At 63.4% G+C, this 21,442-nt stretch carries 23 protein-coding genes; 16 read left to right on the top strand and 7 right to left on the bottom strand.

Annotated features, from left to right (window positions below; translation table 11 throughout):
• Positions 1-58: 58 nt before the first annotated feature.
• Together K6301_RS04910 and K6301_RS04905 are read left to right on the top strand one after the other, a co-directional pair.
• On the top strand, positions 59-787 hold the full coding sequence (locus tag K6301_RS04910) for a ribonuclease T2 family protein (protein ID WP_425475386.1): 729 nt from the start codon (positions 59-61) through the stop codon (positions 785-787).
• Positions 788-819: 32 nt separating this feature from the next.
• Positions 820-1,410, top strand: coding sequence for a glutathione S-transferase family protein (locus K6301_RS04905; RefSeq protein ID WP_247219631.1), 591 nt, complete (start codon positions 820-822; stop codon positions 1,408-1,410).
• 69 nt (positions 1,411-1,479) lie between these two features.
• Here K6301_RS04905 and K6301_RS04900 read toward each other — a convergent pair whose 3' ends face one another.
• The gene (locus tag K6301_RS04900) at positions 1,480-2,118 is read right to left on the bottom strand and encodes an outer membrane protein (RefSeq protein WP_247219630.1); all 639 of its coding nucleotides are present in this window, start codon (positions 2,116-2,118) and stop codon (positions 1,480-1,482) included.
• Between the two features lie 357 nt (positions 2,119-2,475).
• Here K6301_RS04900 and K6301_RS04895 point away from each other — a divergent pair, with 357 nt between their 5' ends.
• The 6 genes from K6301_RS04895 to K6301_RS04870 all read left to right on the top strand — a co-directional run bounded on the left by K6301_RS04895 (position 2,476) and on the right by K6301_RS04870 (position 7,661).
• Positions 2,476-3,240 (top strand): SDR family oxidoreductase, encoded by a 765-nt coding sequence (locus K6301_RS04895; protein ID WP_247219628.1) that lies wholly within the window; start codon positions 2,476-2,478, stop codon positions 3,238-3,240.
• Entirely contained in the window at positions 3,237-5,288 is a 2,052-nt protein-coding gene (gene uvrC / locus K6301_RS04890; RefSeq protein ID WP_247219627.1) for an excinuclease ABC subunit UvrC, read from the top strand. Before K6301_RS04895 ends, uvrC begins: the two co-directional genes overlap by 4 nt.
• A gap of 18 nt (positions 5,289-5,306) precedes the next feature.
• Positions 5,307-6,119 carry a hypothetical protein gene (locus K6301_RS04885; RefSeq protein WP_247219625.1) on the top strand — a complete coding sequence of 271 codons (813 nt, stop codon included), beginning with the start codon at positions 5,307-5,309 and terminating at the stop codon, positions 6,117-6,119.
• A gap of 224 nt (positions 6,120-6,343) precedes the next feature.
• On the top strand, positions 6,344-6,928 hold the full coding sequence (gene pgsA, locus K6301_RS04880; protein ID WP_247219624.1) for a CDP-diacylglycerol--glycerol-3-phosphate 3-phosphatidyltransferase: 585 nt from the start codon (positions 6,344-6,346) through the stop codon (positions 6,926-6,928).
• 1 nt (position 6,929) lies between these two features.
• Positions 6,930-7,184 (top strand): molybdopterin converting factor subunit 1, encoded by a 255-nt coding sequence (gene moaD / locus K6301_RS04875; RefSeq protein ID WP_247219622.1) that lies wholly within the window; start codon positions 6,930-6,932, stop codon positions 7,182-7,184.
• Positions 7,185-7,187: 3 nt separating this feature from the next.
• Positions 7,188-7,661, top strand: a complete 474-nt coding sequence (locus K6301_RS04870; RefSeq protein ID WP_247219621.1) for a molybdenum cofactor biosynthesis protein MoaE — start codon at positions 7,188-7,190, stop codon at positions 7,659-7,661.
• Between the two features lie 622 nt (positions 7,662-8,283).
• On the opposite strand, the gene K6301_RS04865 is transcribed toward K6301_RS04870, so the two are convergent.
• Positions 8,284-9,180 (bottom strand): branched-chain amino acid ABC transporter permease, encoded by an 897-nt coding sequence (locus K6301_RS04865; RefSeq protein ID WP_247219620.1) that lies wholly within the window; start codon positions 9,178-9,180, stop codon positions 8,284-8,286.
• Positions 9,181-9,243: 63 nt separating this feature from the next.
• On the opposite strand from K6301_RS04865, the gene K6301_RS04860 reads away from it, so the two are divergent.
• From K6301_RS04860 to K6301_RS04850, 3 genes are all read left to right on the top strand, one after another.
• Positions 9,244-9,798, top strand: coding sequence for a CGNR zinc finger domain-containing protein (locus K6301_RS04860; protein ID WP_247219619.1), 555 nt, complete (start codon positions 9,244-9,246; stop codon positions 9,796-9,798).
• On the top strand, positions 9,795-10,298 hold the full coding sequence (locus K6301_RS04855; RefSeq protein WP_247219618.1) for a hypothetical protein: 504 nt from the start codon (positions 9,795-9,797) through the stop codon (positions 10,296-10,298). Before K6301_RS04860 ends, K6301_RS04855 begins: the two co-directional genes overlap by 4 nt.
• Positions 10,299-10,492: 194 nt before the next feature.
• Positions 10,493-11,407, top strand: coding sequence for a glycosyltransferase family 8 protein (locus K6301_RS04850; RefSeq protein WP_247219617.1), 915 nt, complete (start codon positions 10,493-10,495; stop codon positions 11,405-11,407).
• 118 nt (positions 11,408-11,525) lie between these two features.
• Here the strand turns inward: K6301_RS04850 and ndk are convergent, their stop codons facing one another.
• Positions 11,526-11,948 (bottom strand): nucleoside-diphosphate kinase, encoded by a 423-nt coding sequence (ndk, locus tag K6301_RS04845; protein WP_062274915.1) that lies wholly within the window; start codon positions 11,946-11,948, stop codon positions 11,526-11,528.
• Between the two features lie 104 nt (positions 11,949-12,052).
• Complete coding sequence (locus K6301_RS04840; protein ID WP_247219616.1) at positions 12,053-12,742, bottom strand: glutathione S-transferase family protein; 690 nt, start codon at positions 12,740-12,742, stop codon at positions 12,053-12,055.
• Positions 12,743-12,866: 124 nt separating this feature from the next.
• On the opposite strand from K6301_RS04840, the gene K6301_RS04835 reads away from it, so the two are divergent.
• From K6301_RS04835 to K6301_RS04815, 5 genes are all read left to right on the top strand, one after another.
• Entirely contained in the window at positions 12,867-13,382 is a 516-nt protein-coding gene (locus K6301_RS04835; protein ID WP_247219615.1) for a DinB family protein, read from the top strand.
• Positions 13,383-13,573: 191 nt separating this feature from the next.
• Positions 13,574-13,858 (top strand): hypothetical protein, encoded by a 285-nt coding sequence (locus K6301_RS04830; RefSeq protein WP_247219614.1) that lies wholly within the window; start codon positions 13,574-13,576, stop codon positions 13,856-13,858.
• A 179-nt stretch (positions 13,859-14,037) separates the two neighbouring features.
• A complete protein-coding gene (locus tag K6301_RS04825) occupies positions 14,038-15,120 on the top strand; it encodes a GGDEF domain-containing protein (protein WP_247219613.1) in 1,083 nt (360 codons plus the stop codon).
• Between the two features lie 60 nt (positions 15,121-15,180).
• Entirely contained in the window at positions 15,181-17,067 is a 1,887-nt protein-coding gene (locus K6301_RS04820) for an ABC-F family ATP-binding cassette domain-containing protein (protein ID WP_247219612.1), read from the top strand.
• A gap of 190 nt (positions 17,068-17,257) precedes the next feature.
• Positions 17,258-18,364, top strand: a complete 1,107-nt coding sequence (locus K6301_RS04815; protein ID WP_247219611.1) for a TRAP transporter substrate-binding protein — start codon at positions 17,258-17,260, stop codon at positions 18,362-18,364.
• A gap of 201 nt (positions 18,365-18,565) precedes the next feature.
• Here K6301_RS04815 and K6301_RS04810 read toward each other — a convergent pair whose 3' ends face one another.
• From K6301_RS04810 to K6301_RS04800, 3 genes are all read right to left on the bottom strand, one after another.
• Positions 18,566-18,949, bottom strand: coding sequence for a VOC family protein (locus K6301_RS04810; RefSeq protein ID WP_247219610.1), 384 nt, complete (start codon positions 18,947-18,949; stop codon positions 18,566-18,568).
• A 99-nt stretch (positions 18,950-19,048) separates the two neighbouring features.
• Positions 19,049-20,845, bottom strand: a complete 1,797-nt coding sequence (locus K6301_RS04805) for a TRAP transporter large permease (protein ID WP_247219609.1) — start codon at positions 20,843-20,845, stop codon at positions 19,049-19,051.
• A complete protein-coding gene (locus K6301_RS04800) occupies positions 20,842-21,417 on the bottom strand; it encodes a TRAP transporter small permease subunit (protein ID WP_247219608.1) in 576 nt (191 codons plus the stop codon). Before K6301_RS04800 ends, K6301_RS04805 begins: the two co-directional genes overlap by 4 nt.
• Positions 21,418-21,442 lie beyond the last annotated feature (25 nt).

The following is a 21,442-nucleotide window of genomic DNA, read 5'->3' as shown; positions in this document are numbered from 1 at the left end:
ACAACAATCGCGCGCCGAACCGGGAGACCGCCATGCCCTCTTTGCCTGCCGCCGCCGCATGACGGTCCGGCTGCCCTCCTCCAGACCGCTCTGCACCGTGGCGCTGCTGCTGTCAGGCATGGCGCTGCTTGCCGGCTGCGGCGAGGACAAGCCCGCCGAAAAGCCGAAGGTCGAGACGAGCCGCAAGGAAACAGCCGCACCGGCGCGCGTGCCGCTCGGCAAGGGTTTCGACTTCTATGTGCTGTCGCTGTCGTGGTCGCCGACCTGGTGCGCCGGCAATGACGCGGGCGGCCGCACGCAGCAATGCCGGCGCGGCGAAAACAACGGCTTCATCGTGCACGGGCTCTGGCCGCAGAACGAGCGCGGCTATCCCGAATATTGCGCGACGCGCGAATCGGACCGCGTGCCCGAAGGCCTCGGCCGCACCGTGCTCGACATCATTCCCTCCATGGGCCTGATCGGCCATCAATGGCGCAAGCACGGCAGCTGTTCGGGTCTTTCGCAGAAGGACTATTTCGCGGTGACGCGCGCGGCGTTCGAGCGGGTGCGCATTCCCGCAAGCCTCGACGCCGGCAAGGGACAGCGGCTTTCGCCCGACGGGGTGGAGGCGGCCTTCATCGCCGACAATCCCGGGCTGTCCGCCCAGGGCATCGCGGTGACCTGCGAGGCCGGGCGGCTGGAGGAGGTGCGCATCTGCATGACGGCGGACCTCGCGTTTCGCACCTGCCCGCAGGTCGACCGCGCCGCCTGCCGCGCCAAAAGCATCGAACAGCCGCCGGTTCGCTGACCCATTCTTTCTTCAACGACACAGGACCCGCCATGAAGATCTTCTATTCCTCCACCTCGCCCTATTCGACCAAGGTGCGCATGGCCGCGCAGTATGCCGGGCTTGCCGCCGAAGCGGTCGTGGCCGATACCGCCAAGGACCCGGCCGACCTGCTTGCCGCCAACCCGCTCGGAAAGATCCCGGCGCTCGTGACGGACGATGGGCTTGCCGTCTTCGACAGCCGCGCGATCATGAACTACATCGACCGCCAGTCGCGCGGCGCGCTCTATCCGCGCAATGCGGTCAAGCGCACGGAGGTGGACGTGCTGGAGGCGACGGCCGACGGGATCTGCGACTGCCTGCTCGCCATCGTCTACGAGCGCCGCTCCCGCCCGGAGGACATGGTGTACCAGCCCTGGATCGACCGGCAGTGGCAGAAGGTGGAACGCGCGCTCGACCATCTCGAGGCCAACATGCCGCGGCTCGGCAAGAAGCCGAATGCCGGCCATTTCGCGCTCGCCGCCATGCTGCGCTACATCGAGCTGCGCTTTGCCGGACAATGGCAGCGCGGCCGGCCGAAGCTGAAGCGCTACCTCACCCGCTTCGAGGCGGTGTTTCCCGATTACGCGACGTTCAAGGATTGAGCGCGGAGCCTCAAACACAAAAAGGCCGCGGATCGCTCCGCGGCCTTTTTCATTCCAGAGCCCTGAGGCTTAGAACTTCACGCCCATACCGACGCGAACGCTGTGGTCTTCGAAGCCGCTGCGGACGCCGGCACCGTTGAAGGTCTTCTTGCCGTAGTCGCTGTAGCGGTATTCGACGCGTGCGGTGATGTTGTCCGTCACCATGGTTTCGACACCGGCGCCGGCCGTCCAGCCGAGCAGGGTCGCATCATCCTTGGCGCCGGTGGCGTTGTTGGTCACCTTGACGCCCGAAGCGGCGACACCGGCCGTACCGTAGACGAGAACCGGGTTCAGGTCGACGCCGACGCGGCCGCGGATCGAGCCGTTGACGCCCTGCTTGGCGGTGAAGCCATTGGCGGTGTGGTCGACGCCCGAGTAGTTCAGGTCGGCTTCCGGACCGTAGACCAGCTGGCCGTTCTGCATGTTGTAGCCGCCGTAGACGCCGCCGCCGAGAGCATGGCCACGCTCGCTGCCCTGGTTGTTGAACTTGCCCTTCTGCCAAGTGGCGTTACCACCGACATAGGCGCCGGACCAGTTCTTTACGACCGGCTCGGAATATTCAGCAGCCGGAGCCTGCGGGATGTCGTCAACGGCATCCGCAGCGTGAGCGGCCTGGAAGGCGACCATGGAAACGGTCGAAGCGACGAGGGTGGCGATAAGTGTACGCATGTTATTCTCCTTTTACTAAACGACGCCCTCTTGGGGAGGCTGTCGGGCGCCGTCATCCAATTCAGTCCCGCCCGGTTGAGGTGAAATTGAATAAAGATTGAGGAAATGAAAGAGCCAAAATGTGAAATCATTGTGGCACACGCGGGGCGAAATCTGGATGTGACTTTTCCGCACCAGGTAATTCATTAACCATAATTTCAGTTGTGAAGAAAACAGTGAAAATATACTTCAAATTACTTCGAAGTCGCTTTTGCGGTTAATTTTTCCGCAACCAATTGTCCGGGGGAGTTTAAGCCTGCGCCCGGATGTCTATATCTTTGGCCGGTTAATCAAATGAATCGGCAGGACGGACATTTCTTGAAAAAACCCCTGAAGACGGCCCTGGTGACGGGCGGGGCCAAGCGCATCGGCAAAGCCATCGTCGACGATCTCGCCGCCAACGGCTTTGCGGTCGCCATTCACGCCAACACATCGCTCGATGACGCCGAGGCGCTCGCGGCCACAATCAGGGCACGGGGCCAGACGGCGTTCGCGGTGCAGTGCGACCTCGCGGACGGTGCGGCGACGGCCGGCCTGATCGCAGCGGCCCGCGCGGCCGTCGGTCCGCTCGACCTCCTCGTCAACAACGCCTCCCTCTTCAAGCCCGACACGGTGGCGGATTTCGACGACGCCCTGTGGGAGCGGCATTTCGCCGTGCATGTGAAGGCGCCCTCCATCCTGGCGCGCGACTTCGTGCGGCAATTGCCGGAGGGCGTGGCCGGCTCCATCGTCAACATCATCGACCAGCGCGTCTGGAACCCGACGCCGCGCTACTATTCCTACACGCTCTCCAAATCGGCCCTGTGGATGGCGACGCGCACTATGGCGCAGAGCTTTGCGCCCGATGTGCGGGTCAACGCCATCGGCCCCGGCCCTTCCCTGCCCAACGAGCGCCAGGACGACGCGGCGTTCCGGGCCCAGATCGACGGGCTGATCCTGCGCCGCGGGCCCGATCTCACGGAATTCGGCCGCACAGTTCGCTTTTTGTTCGACACGCCGTCCATTACCGGGCAAATGATAGCGCTCGACGGCGGGCAGCATCTCGCCTGGGAAACCCCCGACGTCGCGGAGAATGCGGAATGAACGGCCGGAAGGTGGAGGATGGCGGCATCCTCTATGACGAAAACGAGACGGACGAGGACGACGAGCTGCTGGAAGGCGCATCGCCGGCCGCAGACGCACCCGCCGTCGCGACCGGCGGCATGGACTGGAACGAAGGCGGCGACGTGCCGGAAGGCCTGACCGGCGCCGACCTGATCCAGCATTTCGTCAAGCGCCTGCCCAACAGCCCCGGGGTCTACCGCATGTTCAACGCAGCCGGCGACGTGCTCTATGTCGGCAAGGCGCGCAGCCTGAAGAAGCGCGTGAGCAACTATGCGCAGGGCCGCGTGCATTCGAATCGTCTCGCGCAGATGGTGCGTCAGACGGCCAATATGGAATTCGTGACGACGCGCACGGAGACCGAGGCGCTGCTGCTCGAGGCCAACCTCATCAAGCGGCTGCGCCCCCGCTTCAACGTGCTGCTGCGCGACGACAAGTCGTTTCCCTATATCCTCCTGACCGGCGACAGCCGGGCGCCGGCGATCTTCAAGCATCGCGGCGCGCGCTCGCGAAAGGGCGACTATTTCGGTCCCTTCGCCTCGGCGGGTGCGGTGGGCCGCACGATCAATTCCCTGCAACGCGCCTTCCTGCTGCGCACCTGCACCGACAGCGTCTTCGAAACCCGCACGCGGCCCTGCCTGCTTTATCAAATCAAGCGCTGTTCGGGCCCCTGCACGCACGAAATCCGCGATGCCGACTATGCCGAACTGGTGCAGGAGGCGAAGGACTTCCTTTCGGGCAAGAGCCAGAAGGTGAAGGCGCATATGGCGGACGCCATGAACGCCGCCGCCGAAGATCTCGATTTCGAGCGCGCCGCCGTGTTCCGCGACCGACTGGCGGCGCTGTCCCACGTCCAGAGCCACCAGGGCATCAACCCGGCCGGCGTGGAGGAAGCCGATATCTTCGCCATCCATCACGAGGGCGGGATTTCCTGCATCCAGGTCTTCTTCTTCCGCACGGGACAGAACTGGGGCAACCGCGCCTATTTCCCCAAGGCCGATCCGCAGCTTTCCGGTGCGGAAGTGCTCAACGCCTTCCTTGCGCAGTTCTACGACGACAAGCCCTGTCCGCGGCAGATCCTGCTGTCGGAGCCGGTGGAGGAAATGGAGCTCCTGTCGCAGGCGCTTTCCGAGCGATCGAGCTACAAGGTGACGATCTCCGTGCCGCAGCGCGGCGAGAAGAAGGACCTCGTCGACCATGTGATGGCCAATGCCCGCGAGGCGCATGGCCGCAAGCTGGCCGAGACTGCCTCGCAGGGCCGGCTGCTCGAAGGCTTTGCCGCGACCTTCAAGCTGCCTTATGTGCCGCGCCGCATCGAGATCTACGACAACTCGCACATCATGGGCACCAATGCCGTGGGCGGCATGGTGGTGGCCGGGCCGGAAGGCTTCGTGAAGGGGCAGTACCGCAAGTTCAACATCAAATCGACGGAGATCACGCCCGGCGACGACTTCGGCATGATGAAGGAAGTGATGACCCGCCGCTTCTCGCGCCTGATCAAGGAAGAGGGCCTGCCGGACCGCACCGCCGCCGACACGGGCGCGGATGCCGCCGACCTGCCCTTTCCCGCCTGGCCCGACGTCATCCTCATCGACGGCGGCCAGGGCCAGATGACGGCGGTGCGGGCGATCCTGGAAGAACTGGGGATCACCGACCAGGTGATCGCCATCGGCGTCGCCAAGGGCGCCGACCGCGAGGCCGGGCGCGAGCGCTTCTTCATGCGCGGCATTCCCGATTTCTCCCTGCCGCCGCGAGATCCGGTGCTCTACTTCGTGCAGCGCATGCGCGACGAGGCGCACCGCTTCGCCATCGGCTCGCACCGGGCGCGCCGCAAGAAGGAAATGGTCAAGAACCCGCTCGACGAGATCGGCGGCATCGGCCCGACGCGCAAGCGCGCGCTCTTGCAACATTTCGGCACGGCGAAAGCCGTTTCCCGCGCGGCGATGTCCGACCTGATGGCCGTCGCCGGCATTTCGGAAAGCGTGGCGCGCATCGTCTACAACCATTTCCACGACGATTCGGCGGGATAGCGGTCGGGAGGAGGACGAGTGGGCTGGTGTAAATCGATAGCCATCAAACTGGCGAACGCGGCAACTTGGTCATCTTTGGCCGCAATCGGCGAGTCGCCGATGATAAAATTGACAATTACGGTCCCATTTCTAGGCTATTTAATTCTGTATAACGACTACGTTTTATCGCTCTTAAACGTATCATTTGCTCACCTTCGTCAGCTTTCCGGCGTTGATCCCGCCTCGACGCAGGCGGTAACGATGGCGCGAATTAACCTATTGTATTTCGGCCTAACTGCCCTCGGGATTGCATCATTTATCTACACTTTATTTACCCCTCGAGATGTTGCACGCCACCGAACTGCAGTCGAATATCTCCAATTTGTCCTTCCAGCATCAACACCCGCGGCGTTGGAGCGATCAATCTTTCAAACAATCGACGAATTTGGTTCCGCGTCTCATTCCGTAGGGTTTGCGCTAACGGATAACTTGCAGTTTCCGCTCTCGCTACAACAAGATCTCTATAAATTAATGGAGCAAGCACACGGAAAAATGGATGCCGATGACGCCTTCGGGGAACTTATGAATGGTGCTGGATACATGAACTACACACCTATGCTAGAAACTTTATACATGAGAAATGCAGCGAGCAAACATGCCGTAGCACAGTTCAAGTTTCATGTGCCGGAGCTAGAGAAAGACATTTGGCAGCTTGAATTTGAGCGTAAAAACCACACTTGGCCAGTTGCGCGGCTGCTTTCCATGGCGTTTTATTCGATTGGCTTCGCGCTACTATTTTACCCGTCAGTCGAGTTGACGGTGAGGCTCTTACTCAAGCTATTTTATGCGTAATTAGCACCGGGCACTGCGGCTGTTCTTTCAAGTAAAGACAGGCTTATCCTCACGCTTCGCCACGGCCATCAATCACCGATATCATGAATCTAGAGGCGTGGCATTTTGGAAACAGCCGCGTCATTGTGCCCCGCTCCGTAAATTCGCCAAGAATTGCCGGAAACAAAGGTTGACGGCACTCTCACAAAGACCTCATCTAGCAGAAATCGAGAGACTGAGAATCCATGGCTTCCCGCGCATACAGCATACCCAACCTGCTCACCTACGCCCGCATCGTCGCGGTGCCGCTGATCGTTCTGTGCTTCTTCATCGAAGGGCGGCTCGAATCGTCGGATTTCGCGCGGTGGACGGCGCTCGTCCTCTTCGCGGTGGCGTCGATCACGGACTATCTGGACGGCTATCTCGCGCGTATCTGGAACCAGACCTCCAATATCGGCCGCATGCTCGACCCGATCGCCGACAAGCTGCTGGTCGCCTCGGTGCTGCTGCTGATGGCCGCCGACGGCACCATTGCTGGCTGGACGATCTGGGCGGCGATCATCATCCTGTGCCGCGAGATCCTCGTTTCGGGCCTGCGCGAATATCTCGCCGACCTCAAGGTCAGCGTGCCGGTGACGCGCATCGCCAAGTGGAAGACCGCCATCCAGATGTTCGCCATCGCCTTTCTCCTGGCCGGCCCGGCCGGCGAACAGGTGCTGCCCTTCACGACGGAGATCGGCATCACGCTGCTGTGGATCGCGGCGCTGATCACCATGTATACGGGCTACGACTATTTCCGCGTCGGCCTGAAGCACATCGTGGACGAGTGAGATGACGCGGCTCGTCTATTTCGCCTGGGTGCGCGAGCGGATCGGCAAGGGCGAGGAAGACATCGACCTTCCCGCCGACGTGACGACGGGGGCGGCACTCCTTAGCTATCTCAAGACGCTCGGCGACGGCTATGCCCATGCGCTGGAGCATGAAAGCGTCATCCGCATCGCCATCAACCAGGAGCATGTCGAGCACGACGAGCCCATCGCCGGCGCGCGCGAGATCGCGCTGTTTCCGCCGATGACGGGGGGCTGAACGGTGGCCGGCGCGGCCCCTGCCCCTGTCATCGTTCGCGTGCAGCGCGACGACTTCGATGCGGCGGACGAAACGGCGCGGCTGGTGGCCGGACGCGCCTCGGCAGGCGCCATCGTCAGCTTCACTGGGCTTTGCCGCGACGAAGGCGGCCGTCTCTCGGCGCTGGAACTGGAACACTATCCCGGCATGGCCGAGGCCGAGATCGAGCGCATCTGCCGCACGGCCGTCACGCGATTCTCGCTTCTGGGCATCGCCGCCGTCCACCGGATCGGTCGGATCGCGCCGGGCGAGAACATCGTGTTGGTGATTGCCGCGGCACCGCACCGGCACGCCGCCTTCGACGGCGCATCCTTCGTGATGGACTATCTCAAGACCGCCGCGCCCTTCTGGAAGAAGGAGCACTTCGCCGACGGGTCCGAAGGCGGCTGGGTGGCGGCGAAGGACAGCGACAACACGGCGCTGGAGAAGTGGTCGTAACGGCGGCCTAAGTCTGTGAATCAGCTGTTAACAACCTGTGGATAAAACCTTATCAACAGGAAAAAACACGAAAAAGCTGCAAGACTCACCCTCTTGATAAATTTCTACATGTATGACTAAATGCGAAAACAAGCACTACATATAGATGAGCTTCGTTAAAAATCGTTTAACAATAGTGATTCGTCAATATGTGGAGAGACTTATCCAAAGCTAATTGGAAAAGCGTTCCGATTGACGATAAAAGATGAGAAACGAATATTAGGAACAGGGTGAACCAAGTTGCAGCTTGATTCACCCTGCAGAACAGCCAAGGCGGACTCGCCGCCCCTTGTGTCCGAGTGCTTCCTAAGCTTCGGCATGCTGTTCTCTTGCGACCAAAAAGTCAAGCCGGCGAGAGAAAGGAGAACGCAGCGATGCCAGTAGGAACGACCGCTACGACGGGCCAGAAGTGCCCAGAAAGTGGTGTTTGGAAAGTTGTCGGAAATCCCACCACAACCGCCCCAATAGCCAAAAGCAATATCATGCCGCCCTATAACAACAGGGCTGTTACCTGGATGCTTATTCAACCCGCATAAACATCCAGCTACTTCGGCCAGCCCGAAACCTCGTTTCGGTCTGGCCACTAAAGTGTCGGCCGCTCGCGGCGGAAGATGACCAGGAGCAGCACCAGCGCGGCGATGACGACCACGTCGCGCCAGAGGAAGGGGCCATAGGCGCTCCACAGGGTCTCGGTCAGTCCGATGGTCGCCCCGCCCAGGGCCGACCGCAAGGGGTTTCCCGCCCCGCCGAGTGCGGCGATGAACAGCACCTTCACGCCGAAGACCAGCCCCGCGCCAAAATCCATGTTGCCGTAGTAGGAGACGGCCAGCATGCCCGTGAGGCTGGCGAACAGCGCGGCCAGCGCATAGGCCGACAGGTAGACGCTGGCCGAATCGATGCCGCAGAGTTCCGCCGCCCGCCTGTCCTGCGAGACTGCGCGCCAGCGGCGGCCCCAGCGGGAGCGGGCAAGGAAGGCCGCGCCGAGCGCGATCATGGCCAGCATGGCGAGCGTGTTGGCGAGTTGCAGCACGGTGAGCGCCACCGGGAATGCCGCATCGTTCCAGAAGACGACGGGCGTGGCGAGGAGCGGCGGCAGCCACAGGCTGCGCGCATCCGACGCCAGCCGCGCCGTTTCCATGAGGACAAGCACCACGCCGAGCGCGGCGACCACGACCGTATTGTCGGAGGAGAAGGCGAGCGGGCGCATCACATGGCGCCCCACCAGAACGGCGGCGCCGAGGCTGTAGACCAGCGCGCCGAGCGCGCCGAAGCCGAGCGCGGCGGGCAGGACGAGCCAGAGCTGGCTCCAGCCGTAGCCGGAAAACAGCACGAACAGCTGGGCGGCAAAGGCAAAGAGCGCGCCATAGGCGATGTCGGCGCGCCGGGTCACGGCAAAGGCGATGGAATAGCCGAAGGCGAGCACCGCATAGAGCGCGGCCACAGGCACGGCATTGGCGATCTGCTGAAGAAAATAGGCCATGGCGCTTTCCCGATCCGCCAAAATTATAACTGGCAAAATTGCTTTTACCAGTTAGAATATCGCATGACCTTTTCCTGGACCCCGCATCGTTTTTCCGGTGGCGCGCTGGCGCTGGATGTCGCCAACTCCGTGGTACTGCGTGACGACCCGGCGCGGCGGATCGACCGGTTCGCCGATCCCGCCGCCATGGACGCCTTCTGTGCGGGGGCGAGCACCTATGGGGCGGAGCGCGATCTGTTCGGCGCGCTGACGCCGGTGCACGACGACGCACGCAGCGGGCTTGTCGCTCTGCGCGAGGCGATCGACGCGCATTTCCGCGCCGAAATCGAGGGCACGGCAACGCCGGACCTGCTCGCACGCCTGCTGGAGGCGATCGCCGCGACGCTACGCCGGTCCGGCACGCGGGCGCAGGCGCTGGATACCGCCACGGCGCGCTCGGCGCTGATGCTGCTGGCGCAGCCGCAACCGGACAGGCTGAAGATCTGCCCCAACTGCCGCTGGCTGTTCATCGACCGGAGCCGCAACCGCTCGCGCGCCTGGTGCGACATGGCGGTGTGCGGCAATCGGGTGAAGGCAAACCGCCACTATCGCCGCCGGCGCGGAGACCCCGGACCATGAAACGCGCTTTGATATTGCTACTTCCCCTCGCCCTGCTTCTCTCCGCCTGCCAGCGCGAAGCCGGCCCCGACCCGCTGAAGCTGACGGGCAAGATGTTCGTCTTCAACTATCGGCTGGCCTATGCGACCTATCTCGTGACGCTGGAAAAGACGCAGCCCCTGCCCGAAGGATCGGTCGTCCGGGCCGCGTTCGAGAACCCGGCCGGCGGCACGCCGCTCGAGCTGGAGCGCAAACTCTTCGCCAGCCTGCCGCGCGTGGTGCTGGAAAGCCCCGACGTGACCTGCGTGAAGAAGAACCACCCCTACAAGGTATCGATCCGCGTACTGGGGCCGGACGGAGAGCAACTGCAATCGCTGGAAACGGAGGTGACCTCCAGCCTCGACCAGGACATCCTGCCCGCCAAACCCCTCGTCATCGGCCCCGCCTACGAGAAGAACCCCGCGGTCTTCAAGGACGGCAAGGCACCCGCGCATTTCGAGACGGCGACGTGTGCCGGATAGGCCGAAAGAGAATGCGGATGCGGATGCGGCCATGCCGCAATCCCGGCAAGAATAACGCAATCCGCACTTCAATCGGCGGGTTTCAAACGCGGTCCCTTCCGAACCGGGGCGGCATCGTATATTGACGCTCCCGGCGGCGTGCCCGCGCGACCGGCCAAAAGTTTCACGCCCTTACCGGTCGGAGTGCCGTCTTCATGTCACCAACCCCCGCTCTGAACTATGGTGCGATTGCCTGCGCCGACGCCAATATGCTGCCAGCCGCCTGCTGCGCTTTGCTGTCGATCCACACCAACCTGAAGGCCGTCAACGCGAAACTTCTACTGCTGGTGCTGGGTGCGGAGGAAAAGCAGCTCGAAGAGATCGCCGCCTTCGCAGAACGGCATTCGATCACCATCGACGTGCTGCCCGACCCGACGCCGAGGGCGGATGGCCCCGCCTTCGGTCGGTGGTCGCGCGCAACGCTCGCGCGGCTTTACATGGATCTCATCGTCCCTGATGCTATCGACCGACTTCTCTACATCGACGCCGATGCCGTCGCCGTGGCATCACTGGATGAGCTTTTCCAGGCCGACCTCGGCGGCAAGGCGCTCGGTGCGGTCGACGATTACGTCATGGCATTTCCCGAGAAGATCGAGCGCCGGCAACAAAGGATCGGCCTGAAGCGCGGCGGGCGATATTTCAATGCCGGGGTTCTGTTGTTCGACTGGAAAAGAAGTCTCGAGGACGGCCTGATCCGAAAGGCACGCGAGACGTTCGAACGGGAACCGGAGCGGTTTCCGTCGCACGATCAGGATGTGCTGAACATCGCCTATGATGGGAACTGGCATCGGCTCGACGCACGCTACAACGCGCAGACCGGTATCCTGCCCTTCATCAAACAGCCGGCCATCGTGCATTTTACAGGACGAAAGAAGCCGTGGCAGGCCGTGATGCCATGGACGCACCGGCGGATGAAGGCGTTCTATCGCCAGGCGCTTGAAGGCACCGCATGGGCGCCGTTCTGCAAGGCGTCTTCTCTTACCGATAATATGGCGAGCTTTGCCGGCCATTATTCCACCCTGCTGACGACATTGCCGAAGATCGCCAAGGTTCGCGCCCATTTTCGTTGATCGCGCGCGTTCCGGAAAACGCATGCGCAAACACACCACCACAAACGAAAACCGGGACCTTTCGATCCCGGTTTCGTAATCACTTCAATACCTTCCGGGCGGGGCCGGAGGAAATGATTCAGCCGACGATTTCGGTGTCGGAGAACCAGTACTTGATTTCCTGGGCGGCGGTTTCCGGGGCGTCGGAGCCGTGGACCGAGTTCTCGCCGATGGAGAGAGCGTGGGTCTTGCGGATGGTGCCTTCGTCGGCGTTGGCCGGGTTGGTGGCGCCCATGATTTCGCGGTTCTTCAGGATGGCGTTCTCGCCTTCCAGGACCTGGACGACCGTCGGGCCCGAGGTCATGCCTTCGACGAGCTCGCCGAAGAAGGGACGCTCCTTGTGCACGGCGTAAAAGCCTTCGGCTTCGCGCTTGCTCATCCAGACGCGCTTGGACGCCACGACGCGCAGGCCCGCGTCTTCGAGCATCTTGGTGATGGCGCCGGTGAGGTTGCGCTTCGTCGCGTCCGGCTTGATCATCGAAAAGGTGCGTTCAATCGCCATTTTTAGGTTTCCCTTGGTTTTCCGGTGAAAGTGGCGGTTCAATAGCTGCCAATGCCCGGCAAAACAAGGGGGTGGCGATGTTTGGCGCCTTCAGGATGAAAGTTTCATGCCGCCGTCACGCGCCGCCCCGCGCCGCCGTGCAGATCAAGGCAGCGCTCGAACCACAGGGCGACCGGATCGTCCGCCTCCAGCACCTTCGTGCCCGCCGTGGTGCGCAGCCATTGCAGCGCGCCGAAGACGATGTAGTCGGCGAAAAGCGGGCCATCGCCGCCGATGAACGGCTGCACGTTCAGCATATTGCGCAATGGCTGGAGCTTCTTCGCGAAGCCCTCGATCTCCTGCTTTCCGGCCGCGGCGATATCCTCCAGCGACGCGCCGAGGCGCCCTTCGCGGCTGCGGCGGAAATAATCGCGGTCGACGGGGCCGAGCAGGTCGTGAATATCGAGGATGGCGATGCGGGTGACGGCCATGTGCAGGGTCGACTGCGACCATGCCTCGATGAACCGCGCCATGGCCTTGCCGCCCTCGCCGCCGAACAGCGTGGGACGATCCGGGTAGGCCTCGTCGAGATAAAGGGCGATATCGAAACTGTCGCGCACCAGCCTGTCGCCATCGCGCAGCAGCGGCACCGTCGCGGTCGCGCCGTCCTCGATTGCGGGTATCTCGGTGAAGCCAACGGGAACCGTCCGGTAATCCAGCCCCTTGTGGGCAAGCGACATCACCGTCTTCCACACATGGGGCGAAAACTGGCGGGTCTTGTCGGTACCGGCAAGCGCATAGAGCAATCGGGTCATGGGAAGCCTCCGTTCAGCGCATTGAAACGCACGGCGGGCGCAGCTTCAAATCAGATAATTTCATGCGTCGCATTCATCCGCGAAATGCACGGCGCCTTATACTGGCCGATCCAAGGAGAACCAGATGCACGATCACTACCGGATGCTTTGCGCCTATAACAGCTGGGCGAATGCCAGACTCTATGACGAGGTCGCCAAGCTCGACGACGCCGATTTTCGCCGCGACCTCGGCGCGTTCTTCCGCTCGCTGCACGGAACGCTCAACCACCTGCTCGCCGCCGACCGGATCTGGCTGAAACGCTTCACGGGCCAAGGCGACGCACCGACCAGCCTCGCCGCCATCCTGTACGAGGATTTCGAAGGGCTTCATGCGGCACGGCAGAGGGAGGACGAGCGGCTCGGCGCCTTCATCGATTCGCTCAGCGAAGCGCAGATCGCGGCCGACGTGACCTACAGTCCGCTCAGCAATCCGGGCGAGATAACCCACCCGCTCGGCCTTGCGCTTACCCATGTCTTCAACCACCAGACCCACCATCGCGGACAGTGCCATGCCATGCTGACGGCGCTGGGCGGACCGAGCGTGCCGCTCGACCTCACCTATTTCGTCCGCAGCGAGGGACAGGCTTTTCTGCACATCTGAGGTGCGGAGACGGGTCGACTCCTGCAATAGTAGTGATACAGTTGAGGAATATGGAAGCGCTCGACACCGATTTCGGGGGCTGCCGCATGCGTGTCACCCAGGTGACAGCCATGCGGCGATCGGTGGCAGCATAGTCGCTTCCGTTGGGGCCACGCTCATGGCGCGTGCCTCGCCCGATGAGAGGAAAGCTTATGGCAAGAACGAACGAAGAGTGGGCCGCCCTGCTCGGCAGTACGCTTTGCAAGATGGCGCGTGTCTACGGCACCGACGCCCCGAACGCCTACCTGCCGGAAGAGTGCTACCCGGTCATTGAAAAGACCTTCGAGGTGGCGTTGAAGGATGCGCGGGCGGAGGGCTATGCCGCCGCACTGCGCGACCTGCAGCAGAAGCGCGCCGCGCGGGCCGCCAAGAAGCCACGCCTGACGGTGATTGGCCAGGTGATGCGGGCCCTGCCCATCGCGCGGCGCACCGCCTGACGGAACGGCCGGCGTCTACGGCGGGGTGTTTCACCGCGATACACCCGCTGGACCCGGCAATCGTCAGGAGACGGCCTATCGTTCGTGAGCGAACGTAAAATTAACCGCACAATCCGATAGTTACGCCGACAATTCCTGCGCGTGGGCAAACCTGCCCGCGCCGAACCCGACGGCGTTTCATGAACAGCAAGGCGTCCACCGCTTCCAAGGACACACAACAGGCCGTTCCGCCGATCGCGGCGCGCATCGCGCAGCTGATGGCGACCCTCGGCATCGCAGCGCTTCCGCGCAATTACGAGCTGTTGTTCGAAGCGCTGAACGGCAATGCCGGCGTGGCGCGGGAGATCGCGGCGCTGGGCAGGACGCCCGACCAGCTTTCGCTCGACGCCATCGCGCTACGGCATGCGTTGCCCAGCCACAATGCGCTGGCGGCCGGCAAGGCGGCCGAGGACGCCGTGCGCGTGCTCTGCGAGATCGCCAAAACAGCCGAGGAGAGCCAGCGTCAGCGCGCCGTCGCCGTACAGGAACTGGAGGAAATCGCCGCCCGCATGAAGCGTGACCCGGTGCTTGGCATTTCGGATTTCGCCAGCGATGCGACGCGGCTTCTTTCCCTCATGCAGGATATTCTCGGCACCGACCGGATGGCGTCCTCGCGCATCGGCGACCTGCAATCCCACCTCGACAGCCTGCGCTTAGGCCTCGTCACAAGCCGCGAGGCGCTGACCCACGACCCGGTGACGGGGCTTGCCAACCAGGCCGCATTGCTCGGCCATCTCAAGGGCATCTTCGAGGACAAGGCGGCGGCGGGCACGTGCGCGTTGCTGGTGTTCCGCGTCGAGCGGCTGCGGGAATTTGCCGACAGCCACGCCGCCGGGGCGGACGAGAAGACGGTGAAGCGGCTGGCCACCCTCTTCCGCCAGTCGGTGAAGAGGAACGACCTCGTCGCGCGCACCGGGCCGGACCTCTTCTGCCTGCTGCTCAGCGACGTGACGCGCGAGATCGCCGCCGGTATCGCCCGGCGGATGGCCGACAAGGTGGCGGACATGGCGTTTCCCTTCCTCGACCGCGAACTGCCGGCGGGCTTCCTGACGCTGACGGCCGGTCTCTCGATGACCGATTCGGCAAAGACGCCCGTGATGCTCTGCGAACAGGCCGACCAGGCGCTGGCCTATGCGTCGGAGACGGGGATGGCGCTGCGCATCTACTCCGCGGAGGTGGCCGAGCGGGCCGGCCGCACCTATCGCGGCGGCGCCGCCGCCTGAGACGGCGCCGCGCGCGCAAAACCGCTTCGCACTTTCGCGGGATTTGGTTATAGACCCGCCATGATCACGATTTCCGGCCTCACCGCCCGCATCGCCGGGCGTCTCCTCATCGACAACGCGTCGCTCTCGCTGCCTTCCGGCACGAAGGCGGGTCTCGTCGGGCGCAACGGCACCGGCAAGTCCACGCTGTTTCGCATCATCACCGGCGCGCTCTCGCCGGAGGCCGGGACGATCACGCTGCCGAAGAACGCGCGCATCGGCCAGGTGGCGCAGGAAGCCCCGGGCACGGACGATGCGCTGATCGAGATCGTGCTGGCCGCCGACAGGGAACGCGCCGCCCTTCTCAAGGAGGCGGAGACGGCCAGCGATCCGCACCGCATTGCGGAAATCCAGACGCGGCTCACCGATATCGGCGCGCATTCGGCCGAGGCGCGCGCGGCCAGCATTCTTGCCGGTCTCGGCTTCGACCACGAGGCGCAGCAGCGGCCCGCGAAAAGCTTTTCCGGCGGCTGGCGCATGCGCGTGGCGCTGGCGGCCGTGCTGTTTTCCGAGCCGGACCTGCTTTTGCTCGACGAGCCGACGAACTATCTCGACCTCGAAGGCACGCTGTGGCTGGAAGACTATGTGCGGCGCTATCCGCACAGCGTGATCATCATCAGCCACGACCGCGACCTGCTCAACACCGCCGTCAACGCCATCGTGCATCTCGACCAGCAGAAGCTGACCTTCTACCGCGGCTCCTACGACCAGTTCGAGCGCCAGAAGGCCGAGAACGACGAATTGCAGATGAAGGCGAAGGCCAAGAACGACGCCGCGCGCAAGCATCTTCAAAGCTTCATCGATCGCTTCCGCGCGAAGGCGACGAAGGCGCGGCAGGCGCAAAGCCGCATCAAGGCGCTGGAGCGCATGGGCACGGTGGCCGCCGTCATCGAGACCCATGTGCAGCCGATCACCTTCCCCGAGCCGGAAAAGCAGCCGGCCTCGCCGATCATCGCCATCGAGGGCGGCGCGGTGGGCTATGCGCCGGGCAAGCCGATCCTCAGGCAGATCAACCTGCGCATCGACAATGACGACCGCATCGCGCTGCTGGGCTCGAACGGCAACGGCAAGTCGACCTTCGCCAAGTTCATCTCGGGCCGGCTGGAGGCAGAATCGGGTGTGGTGAAGCGGGCGCCGGGGCTGAAGATCGGCTTCTTCGCGCAGCACCAGCTGGACGATCTCATTCCCGACCAGTCGCCCGTCGAGCATGTGCGCCGGCTGATGCCGGAGGCGCCGGAAGCCAAGGTGCGCGCCCGCGTCGCCCAGATGGGGCTTGCGACGGAGAAGATGTCCACGCCCGCCAAGGACCTGTCGGGTGGCGAAAAGGCGCGCCTCCTCATGGGCCTTGCCGCCTTCGACGCGCCGAACCTGCTCATTCTCGACGAGCCGACCAACCATCTCGACATCGACAGCCGCCGCGCACTGATCGAGGCGCTGAACGATTACGAGGGCGCCGTCATCCTCATCTCGCACGACCGGCACCTGATCGAGGCCACCGTCGACCGGCTGTGGCTGGTCAACAACGGCACCGTAAAGGCCTTCGAAGGCGACATGGAGGATTATCGCGGCCTCATCGTGCAATCCGGCAAGCGGGACGACAAGGACAAGCCGGCGGCGGGCGGCGACACCGCCAACAAGGCCGACCAGCGCAAGGCCAATGCCGACCGGCGCGCGCAATTTGCGCCGCTCAAGAAAAAGATCAACGAAATCGAATCCCTGACGGCGAAACTGAACAAGCAGATTCAACTGCTTGATGCGGAACTTGCGGACCCCGCGCTCTACGAGAAGAGCCCGGCCAAGGCCGCCGAGAAGGCCAAGCTGCGCGCCATGGCCGCCGACAGGCTCAACGAGGCCGAGGAGCAATGGCTGGAGCTGTCGGCCGAGTACGAAGAGGCGATGGCCGGCTGACCCGCCCGGCCGGCTCCGCCTGACGCCTGCAAAACCGGGGTGTTCGGCAGTCCGTCGTCTAAGACGAAAGTCGTAGCGGGCGGGATTTGTCCTGCCCCATCTTCGCTTGAAACGCGCATCCCGGCATGGTTAGCTTTCCCGGTCACATAGGGTGGGGTTGAGGAGCCCTGCCCGTCACTGGGAGGAAACCATGGATCGCCGTTCGTTCATCAAGAAAGCCGGTGTCGCAGGTGTGGGCGGCGCAGCCTCCGCCGTGCTCGCTGCGCCGGCCCTCGCGCAAAGCAACCCGAAGGTCAACTGGCGGCTCGCCTCGTCATTCCCGAAATCGCTCGATACGATCTATGGCGGCGCGGAGGTGCTGTCGAAATACGTGTCCGAAGCGACGGACGGCAATTTCCAGATCCAGGTCTTCGCGGCCGGCGAAATCGTCCCCGGCCTGCAGGCGGCAGACGCTGCATCTGCCGGCACGGTCGAGGCCTGCCACACCGTCTCCTATTACTACTGGGGCAAGGATCCGGTCTGGGCGCTGGGTGCGGCCGTGCCCTTCGCGCTCAACGCGCGCGGCATGAACGCCTGGCAATACCATGGCGGCGGCATCGACCTGTTCAACGAGTTCCTGGCCACGCAGGGCCTGGTCGGTTATCCCGGCGGCAATACCGGCGTGCAGATGGGTGGCTGGTTCCGCAAGGAGATCAAGACCGTCGCCGACCTCCAGGGCCTGAAGATGCGCATCGGCGGCTTCGCCGGCAAGGTCGTGGAAAAGCTCGGCGTCGTGCCGCAGCAGATCGCCGGCGGCGACATCTATCCGGCGCTGGAAAAGGGCACTATCGACGCCGCCGAATGGACCACGCCCTATGACGACGAGAAGCTCGGCTTCGTGAAGGTGGCGCCCTACTACTACTATCCCGGCTTCTGGGAGGGCGGCCCGACGGTGCATGCGCTGTTCAACAAGGCGGCCTTTGAAGGACTTCCCAAGAACTACCAGTCGCTGCTGCGCACCGCCTGCCAGGCGACCGACGCCGACATGCTGCAGAAATACGACTGGCTGAACCCGCCGGCGATCAAGCGCCTCGTCGCGGCCGGCGCCAAGCTCAGCCCGTTCAGCCAGGAGATCCTCTCGGCCTGCTTCGACGCCGCCAACGAGGTCTATGCGGAAATGGAAGCCGCAAACCCGACCTTCAAGAAGATCTGGGACTCCATCAAGGCCTTCCGCGGCGAATATTACCTCAACCTCCAGATCGCCGAATACAACTACGACACCTTCATGATGCTCCAGCAGCGCGCCAACAAGCTGTAAGGGAGGGTATCGGACGGCATGGAAAACCCCGGAGTGGCGACGCTCCGGGGTTTCTGTTTGTTTGAGTACCGTCGGACGTGGCGGCCTTTGCGTTGCCCCTCATCCGGCCTGCCGAACCTCTCCGTCAATTGAACGACCGCGGGCTTGACAGGTCGGTCGCGACTTTCTGTTCGGCCCCTGCTGGCCGACCTCGGCAGACATTTAACTAGAGCCGCCGCCCAGAGGTTCGCCAATCTCGACGGCGTGCCCGTCGGGATCGTAGAAGCGGAACACGCGCTGTCCCCATGCCTGCCGCTCGACGGCGTGGATCAGTTCGACATGCGGTGCGATGCGCTCGAATGCGGCATCGACGTCGTCGTGCTCGAAATAGAGCAGAAGGTTTCTTCGCCCATATTTTGGCTGCTCCGACGACGCCCGGCCCCACACCGTCCGTTCCAGCGCCGCGCCCTCATGGATCGCAAAGCCCGTCTCGAAAAGCACGAAGCTGCCGAAATCCTTCACCACTTGCAGGCCGAGGCGTGATTCGTAGAACGCCTTCGAACGGGCGATGTCCTTAACGAACGGGATGGGGTTTACGAAGCGCATCGATATACCTTTCGCGGCGGCGGGATAGGAAGAAGGACCGCCTGCAACGAGGTTACAGGCGGTCCATCGGCATCATCAATGCGAATTCGGCAAGGCCGTTCAGTTGAACGACGGCGGGCTTGAGAGGTCGGTGGCGGGTTTCTGTTCGGTGCCTTGCTGGCCACCTTCGGCCGGCTGCTGCGCACCGCCGCCGTCCAGCGGGTTGCCGGCGGGCAGTTGCAGGCCGCCGGGCAATCCGAGGCCGCCGCCATTGTCCGGCAGGCCGAGACCGCCGCCGCTGCCGCCGAAGCCGGGCACCTCGATCTTGATCGTGGCGGGATCGACGCCGCTGCCCTCGCCCTTGTAGTGCATGACCATGCCCGGGAACATGATGGTCAGCGCCACCATCAGGATCTGGATGCCGACGAAGGGCACCGCGCCCCAGTAGATCTGGCCGGTGGTGACGGGTTCCATCCGCTTGCCGGTGACCTTGTCGAGATAGGGTATCTTGGCGGCGACCGAGCGCAGGTAGAACAGCGCGAAGCCGAAGGGCGGATGCATGAAGCTCGTCTGCATGTTGATGCCGAGCAGCACGCCGAACCAGATGAGATCGATACCGAGCCTGTCTGCTGCGGGTGCGAGCAGCGGCACGATGATGAAGGCGAGCTCGAAGAAATCGAGGAAGAACGCCAGGAAGAAGACCAGAACGTTCACCGCGATCAGGAAGCCCGTCTCGCCGCCCGGCATCGAGACCAGCAGGTGTTCGACCCACAGGTGCCCGTTCACGCCGTAGAAGGTGAGCGAGAAGACGCGCGCACCGATGAGGATGAACAGCACGAAGGACGAGAGGCGCGTGGTGGCGGCCAGCGCCGAGCGCATGACATCCATATTGAGCCGGCCCTTTGCCGCCGCCATGATCAGCGCGCCGACCGCACCCATCGCGCCGCCTTCCGTGGGCGTGGCGATGCCGAGGAAGATCGTGCCGAGCACCAGGAAGATCAGCGCCAGCGGCGGGATCAGCACGATGATGACCTGCTGGGCGAGCCGCGACATCATGTTGATGTTCAGGCCCTTGTCGGCCAGCGCCACGATATAGATGAAGATGACGCCGACCGTGCCGCCGAGGATATCGGCATTCTCGCCATGTGTCGGGTATAGATAGACGTGCGCGGCATAGGCGATGCCCGCCGCCACGGCGAGCGCGACGATCAGCGATGTCACGCCCGGCCCGAGCGAGCGCGCCTCCAGCGGCAGGGCCGGCATGGAATCCCGCTTCAGGAACGTCATGATCAGGATGTAGAGCATGTAGAGCCCGGTCAGGACCAGGCCGGGAATCAGCGCGCCGGCATACATGTCGCCGACGGAGCGGCCGAGCTGGTCGGCGAGCACGATCAGCACGAGCGACGGCGGGATGATCTGCGCGAGCGTGCCCGAAGCGGCAATGACGCCCGAGGCGATCGACCGGTCATAGCCGTAGCGCAGCATGATGGGGAGCGAGATGAGGCCCATGGCGATGACCGAGGCGGCGACGACGCCGGTGGTGGCCGCAAGCAGCGCGCCGACGAAGATGACCGCATAGGCCAGGCCGCCGCGAATCGGCCCGAAGAGCTGGCCGATCGTGTCGAGCAGGTCCTCGGCCATGCCGGACCGTTCGAGCACGATGCCCATGAAGGTGAAGAAGGGGATGGCGAGCAATGTGTCGTTCGACATCACCCCCCATAGCCGTTCCGGCATCGCGTTGAGCAGCGGCCAGGAGAGGTTGATCGAATCGGAGAGCGGCGCGAGTTCCACGCCGATGACGAAGAAGAGCAGACCGTTTGCCGCCAGCGAGAAGGCCACGGGATAGCCGAGCAGGAGGAACACGATCAGCGACACGAACATGATCGGTGCGAGGTTGTCAGCGATGAACTCGATCATGCGCCCTTCTCCTCGGCAATGGCCGTATCGAGCGGCGCGTGCGTGGGCACATAGGGCGTGGGATCGTCCATGTCGCCGCGCATGATCGCGATCTTCTTGATGATTTCCGACACGCCCTGGGCGGCCAGAAGCAGGAAGCCCGCGAGCAGGATGGCCTTGGCGGGCCAGACGATGAGGCCACCAGCACTGGAGGAGCCCTCGCCCGAGCGATAGGACATCAGCACATAGGGCAGGAGGTAATAGATCATCAGCAGCACGAAAGGCATCAGGAACAGGCAATGGCCGAGCAGGTCGATCCAGTGCTGCACCCGGCGGGAGAACTTGCCGTAGACCACGTCGATGCGGATATGTTCGTTCTGCGCCAGCGTATAGGCGGCGGCCAGCATGAAGGCGCCACCGAACAGGTACCATTGCGCCTCGAGCCAGGCGTTCGACGATATGTTGAATGCCTTGCGCACGACGGCATTGCCGGCGCTGACGAGTACGGCAATCAGGATGAGCCAGCCGACCGCCTTGCCGACACTTTCCGTGACAGCATCGATCAGCCGGCTGAAAACCAGCAGTGTCTTCATGAAATAATCCTCCCCGCGTGGCATC

This window comes from Shinella oryzae (assembly GCF_023038235.1).
GTDB lineage: Bacteria > Pseudomonadota > Alphaproteobacteria > Rhizobiales > Rhizobiaceae > Shinella > Shinella sumterensis.
This window is presented reverse-complemented; position numbering and strand designations above follow the sequence as displayed.

What these genes read in the sequence shown, in the direction of transcription:
- K6301_RS04805 (WP_247219609.1), bottom strand. Translation starts at nt 20,845, where the DNA reads ATGATCGAGTTCATCGCTGACAACCTCGCACCGATCATGTTCGTGTCG.
- K6301_RS04815 (WP_247219611.1), top strand. Translation starts at nt 17,258, where the DNA reads ATGGATCGCCGTTCGTTCATCAAGAAAGCCGGTGTCGCAGGTGTGGGC.
- K6301_RS04905 (WP_247219631.1), top strand. Translation starts at nt 820, where the DNA reads ATGAAGATCTTCTATTCCTCCACCTCGCCCTATTCGACCAAGGTGCGC.
- K6301_RS04865 (WP_247219620.1), bottom strand. Translation starts at nt 9,180, where the DNA reads ATGGCCTATTTTCTTCAGCAGATCGCCAATGCCGTGCCTGTGGCCGCG.
- K6301_RS04825 (WP_247219613.1), top strand. Translation starts at nt 14,038, where the DNA reads ATGAACAGCAAGGCGTCCACCGCTTCCAAGGACACACAACAGGCCGTT.
- ndk (WP_062274915.1), bottom strand. Translation starts at nt 11,948, where the DNA reads ATGGCGATTGAACGCACCTTTTCGATGATCAAGCCGGACGCGACGAAG.
- K6301_RS04860 (WP_247219619.1), top strand. Translation starts at nt 9,244, where the DNA reads ATGACCTTTTCCTGGACCCCGCATCGTTTTTCCGGTGGCGCGCTGGCG.
- K6301_RS04855 (WP_247219618.1), top strand. Translation starts at nt 9,795, where the DNA reads ATGAAACGCGCTTTGATATTGCTACTTCCCCTCGCCCTGCTTCTCTCC.
- K6301_RS04810 (WP_247219610.1), bottom strand. Translation starts at nt 18,949, where the DNA reads ATGCGCTTCGTAAACCCCATCCCGTTCGTTAAGGACATCGCCCGTTCG.
- K6301_RS04800 (WP_247219608.1), bottom strand. Translation starts at nt 21,417, where the DNA reads ATGAAGACACTGCTGGTTTTCAGCCGGCTGATCGATGCTGTCACGGAA.
- K6301_RS04850 (WP_247219617.1), top strand. Translation starts at nt 10,493, where the DNA reads ATGTCACCAACCCCCGCTCTGAACTATGGTGCGATTGCCTGCGCCGAC.
- K6301_RS04820 (WP_247219612.1), top strand. Translation starts at nt 15,181, where the DNA reads ATGATCACGATTTCCGGCCTCACCGCCCGCATCGCCGGGCGTCTCCTC.
- K6301_RS04900 (WP_247219630.1), bottom strand. Translation starts at nt 2,118, where the DNA reads ATGCGTACACTTATCGCCACCCTCGTCGCTTCGACCGTTTCCATGGTC.
- K6301_RS04910 (WP_425475386.1), top strand. Translation starts at nt 59, where the DNA reads ATGACGGTCCGGCTGCCCTCCTCCAGACCGCTCTGCACCGTGGCGCTG.
- K6301_RS04835 (WP_247219615.1), top strand. Translation starts at nt 12,867, where the DNA reads ATGCACGATCACTACCGGATGCTTTGCGCCTATAACAGCTGGGCGAAT.
- K6301_RS04840 (WP_247219616.1), bottom strand. Translation starts at nt 12,742, where the DNA reads ATGACCCGATTGCTCTATGCGCTTGCCGGTACCGACAAGACCCGCCAG.
- moaD (WP_247219622.1), top strand. Translation starts at nt 6,930, where the DNA reads ATGACGCGGCTCGTCTATTTCGCCTGGGTGCGCGAGCGGATCGGCAAG.
- pgsA (WP_247219624.1), top strand. Translation starts at nt 6,344, where the DNA reads ATGGCTTCCCGCGCATACAGCATACCCAACCTGCTCACCTACGCCCGC.
- K6301_RS04830 (WP_247219614.1), top strand. Translation starts at nt 13,574, where the DNA reads ATGGCAAGAACGAACGAAGAGTGGGCCGCCCTGCTCGGCAGTACGCTT.
- uvrC (WP_247219627.1), top strand. Translation starts at nt 3,237, where the DNA reads ATGAACGGCCGGAAGGTGGAGGATGGCGGCATCCTCTATGACGAAAAC.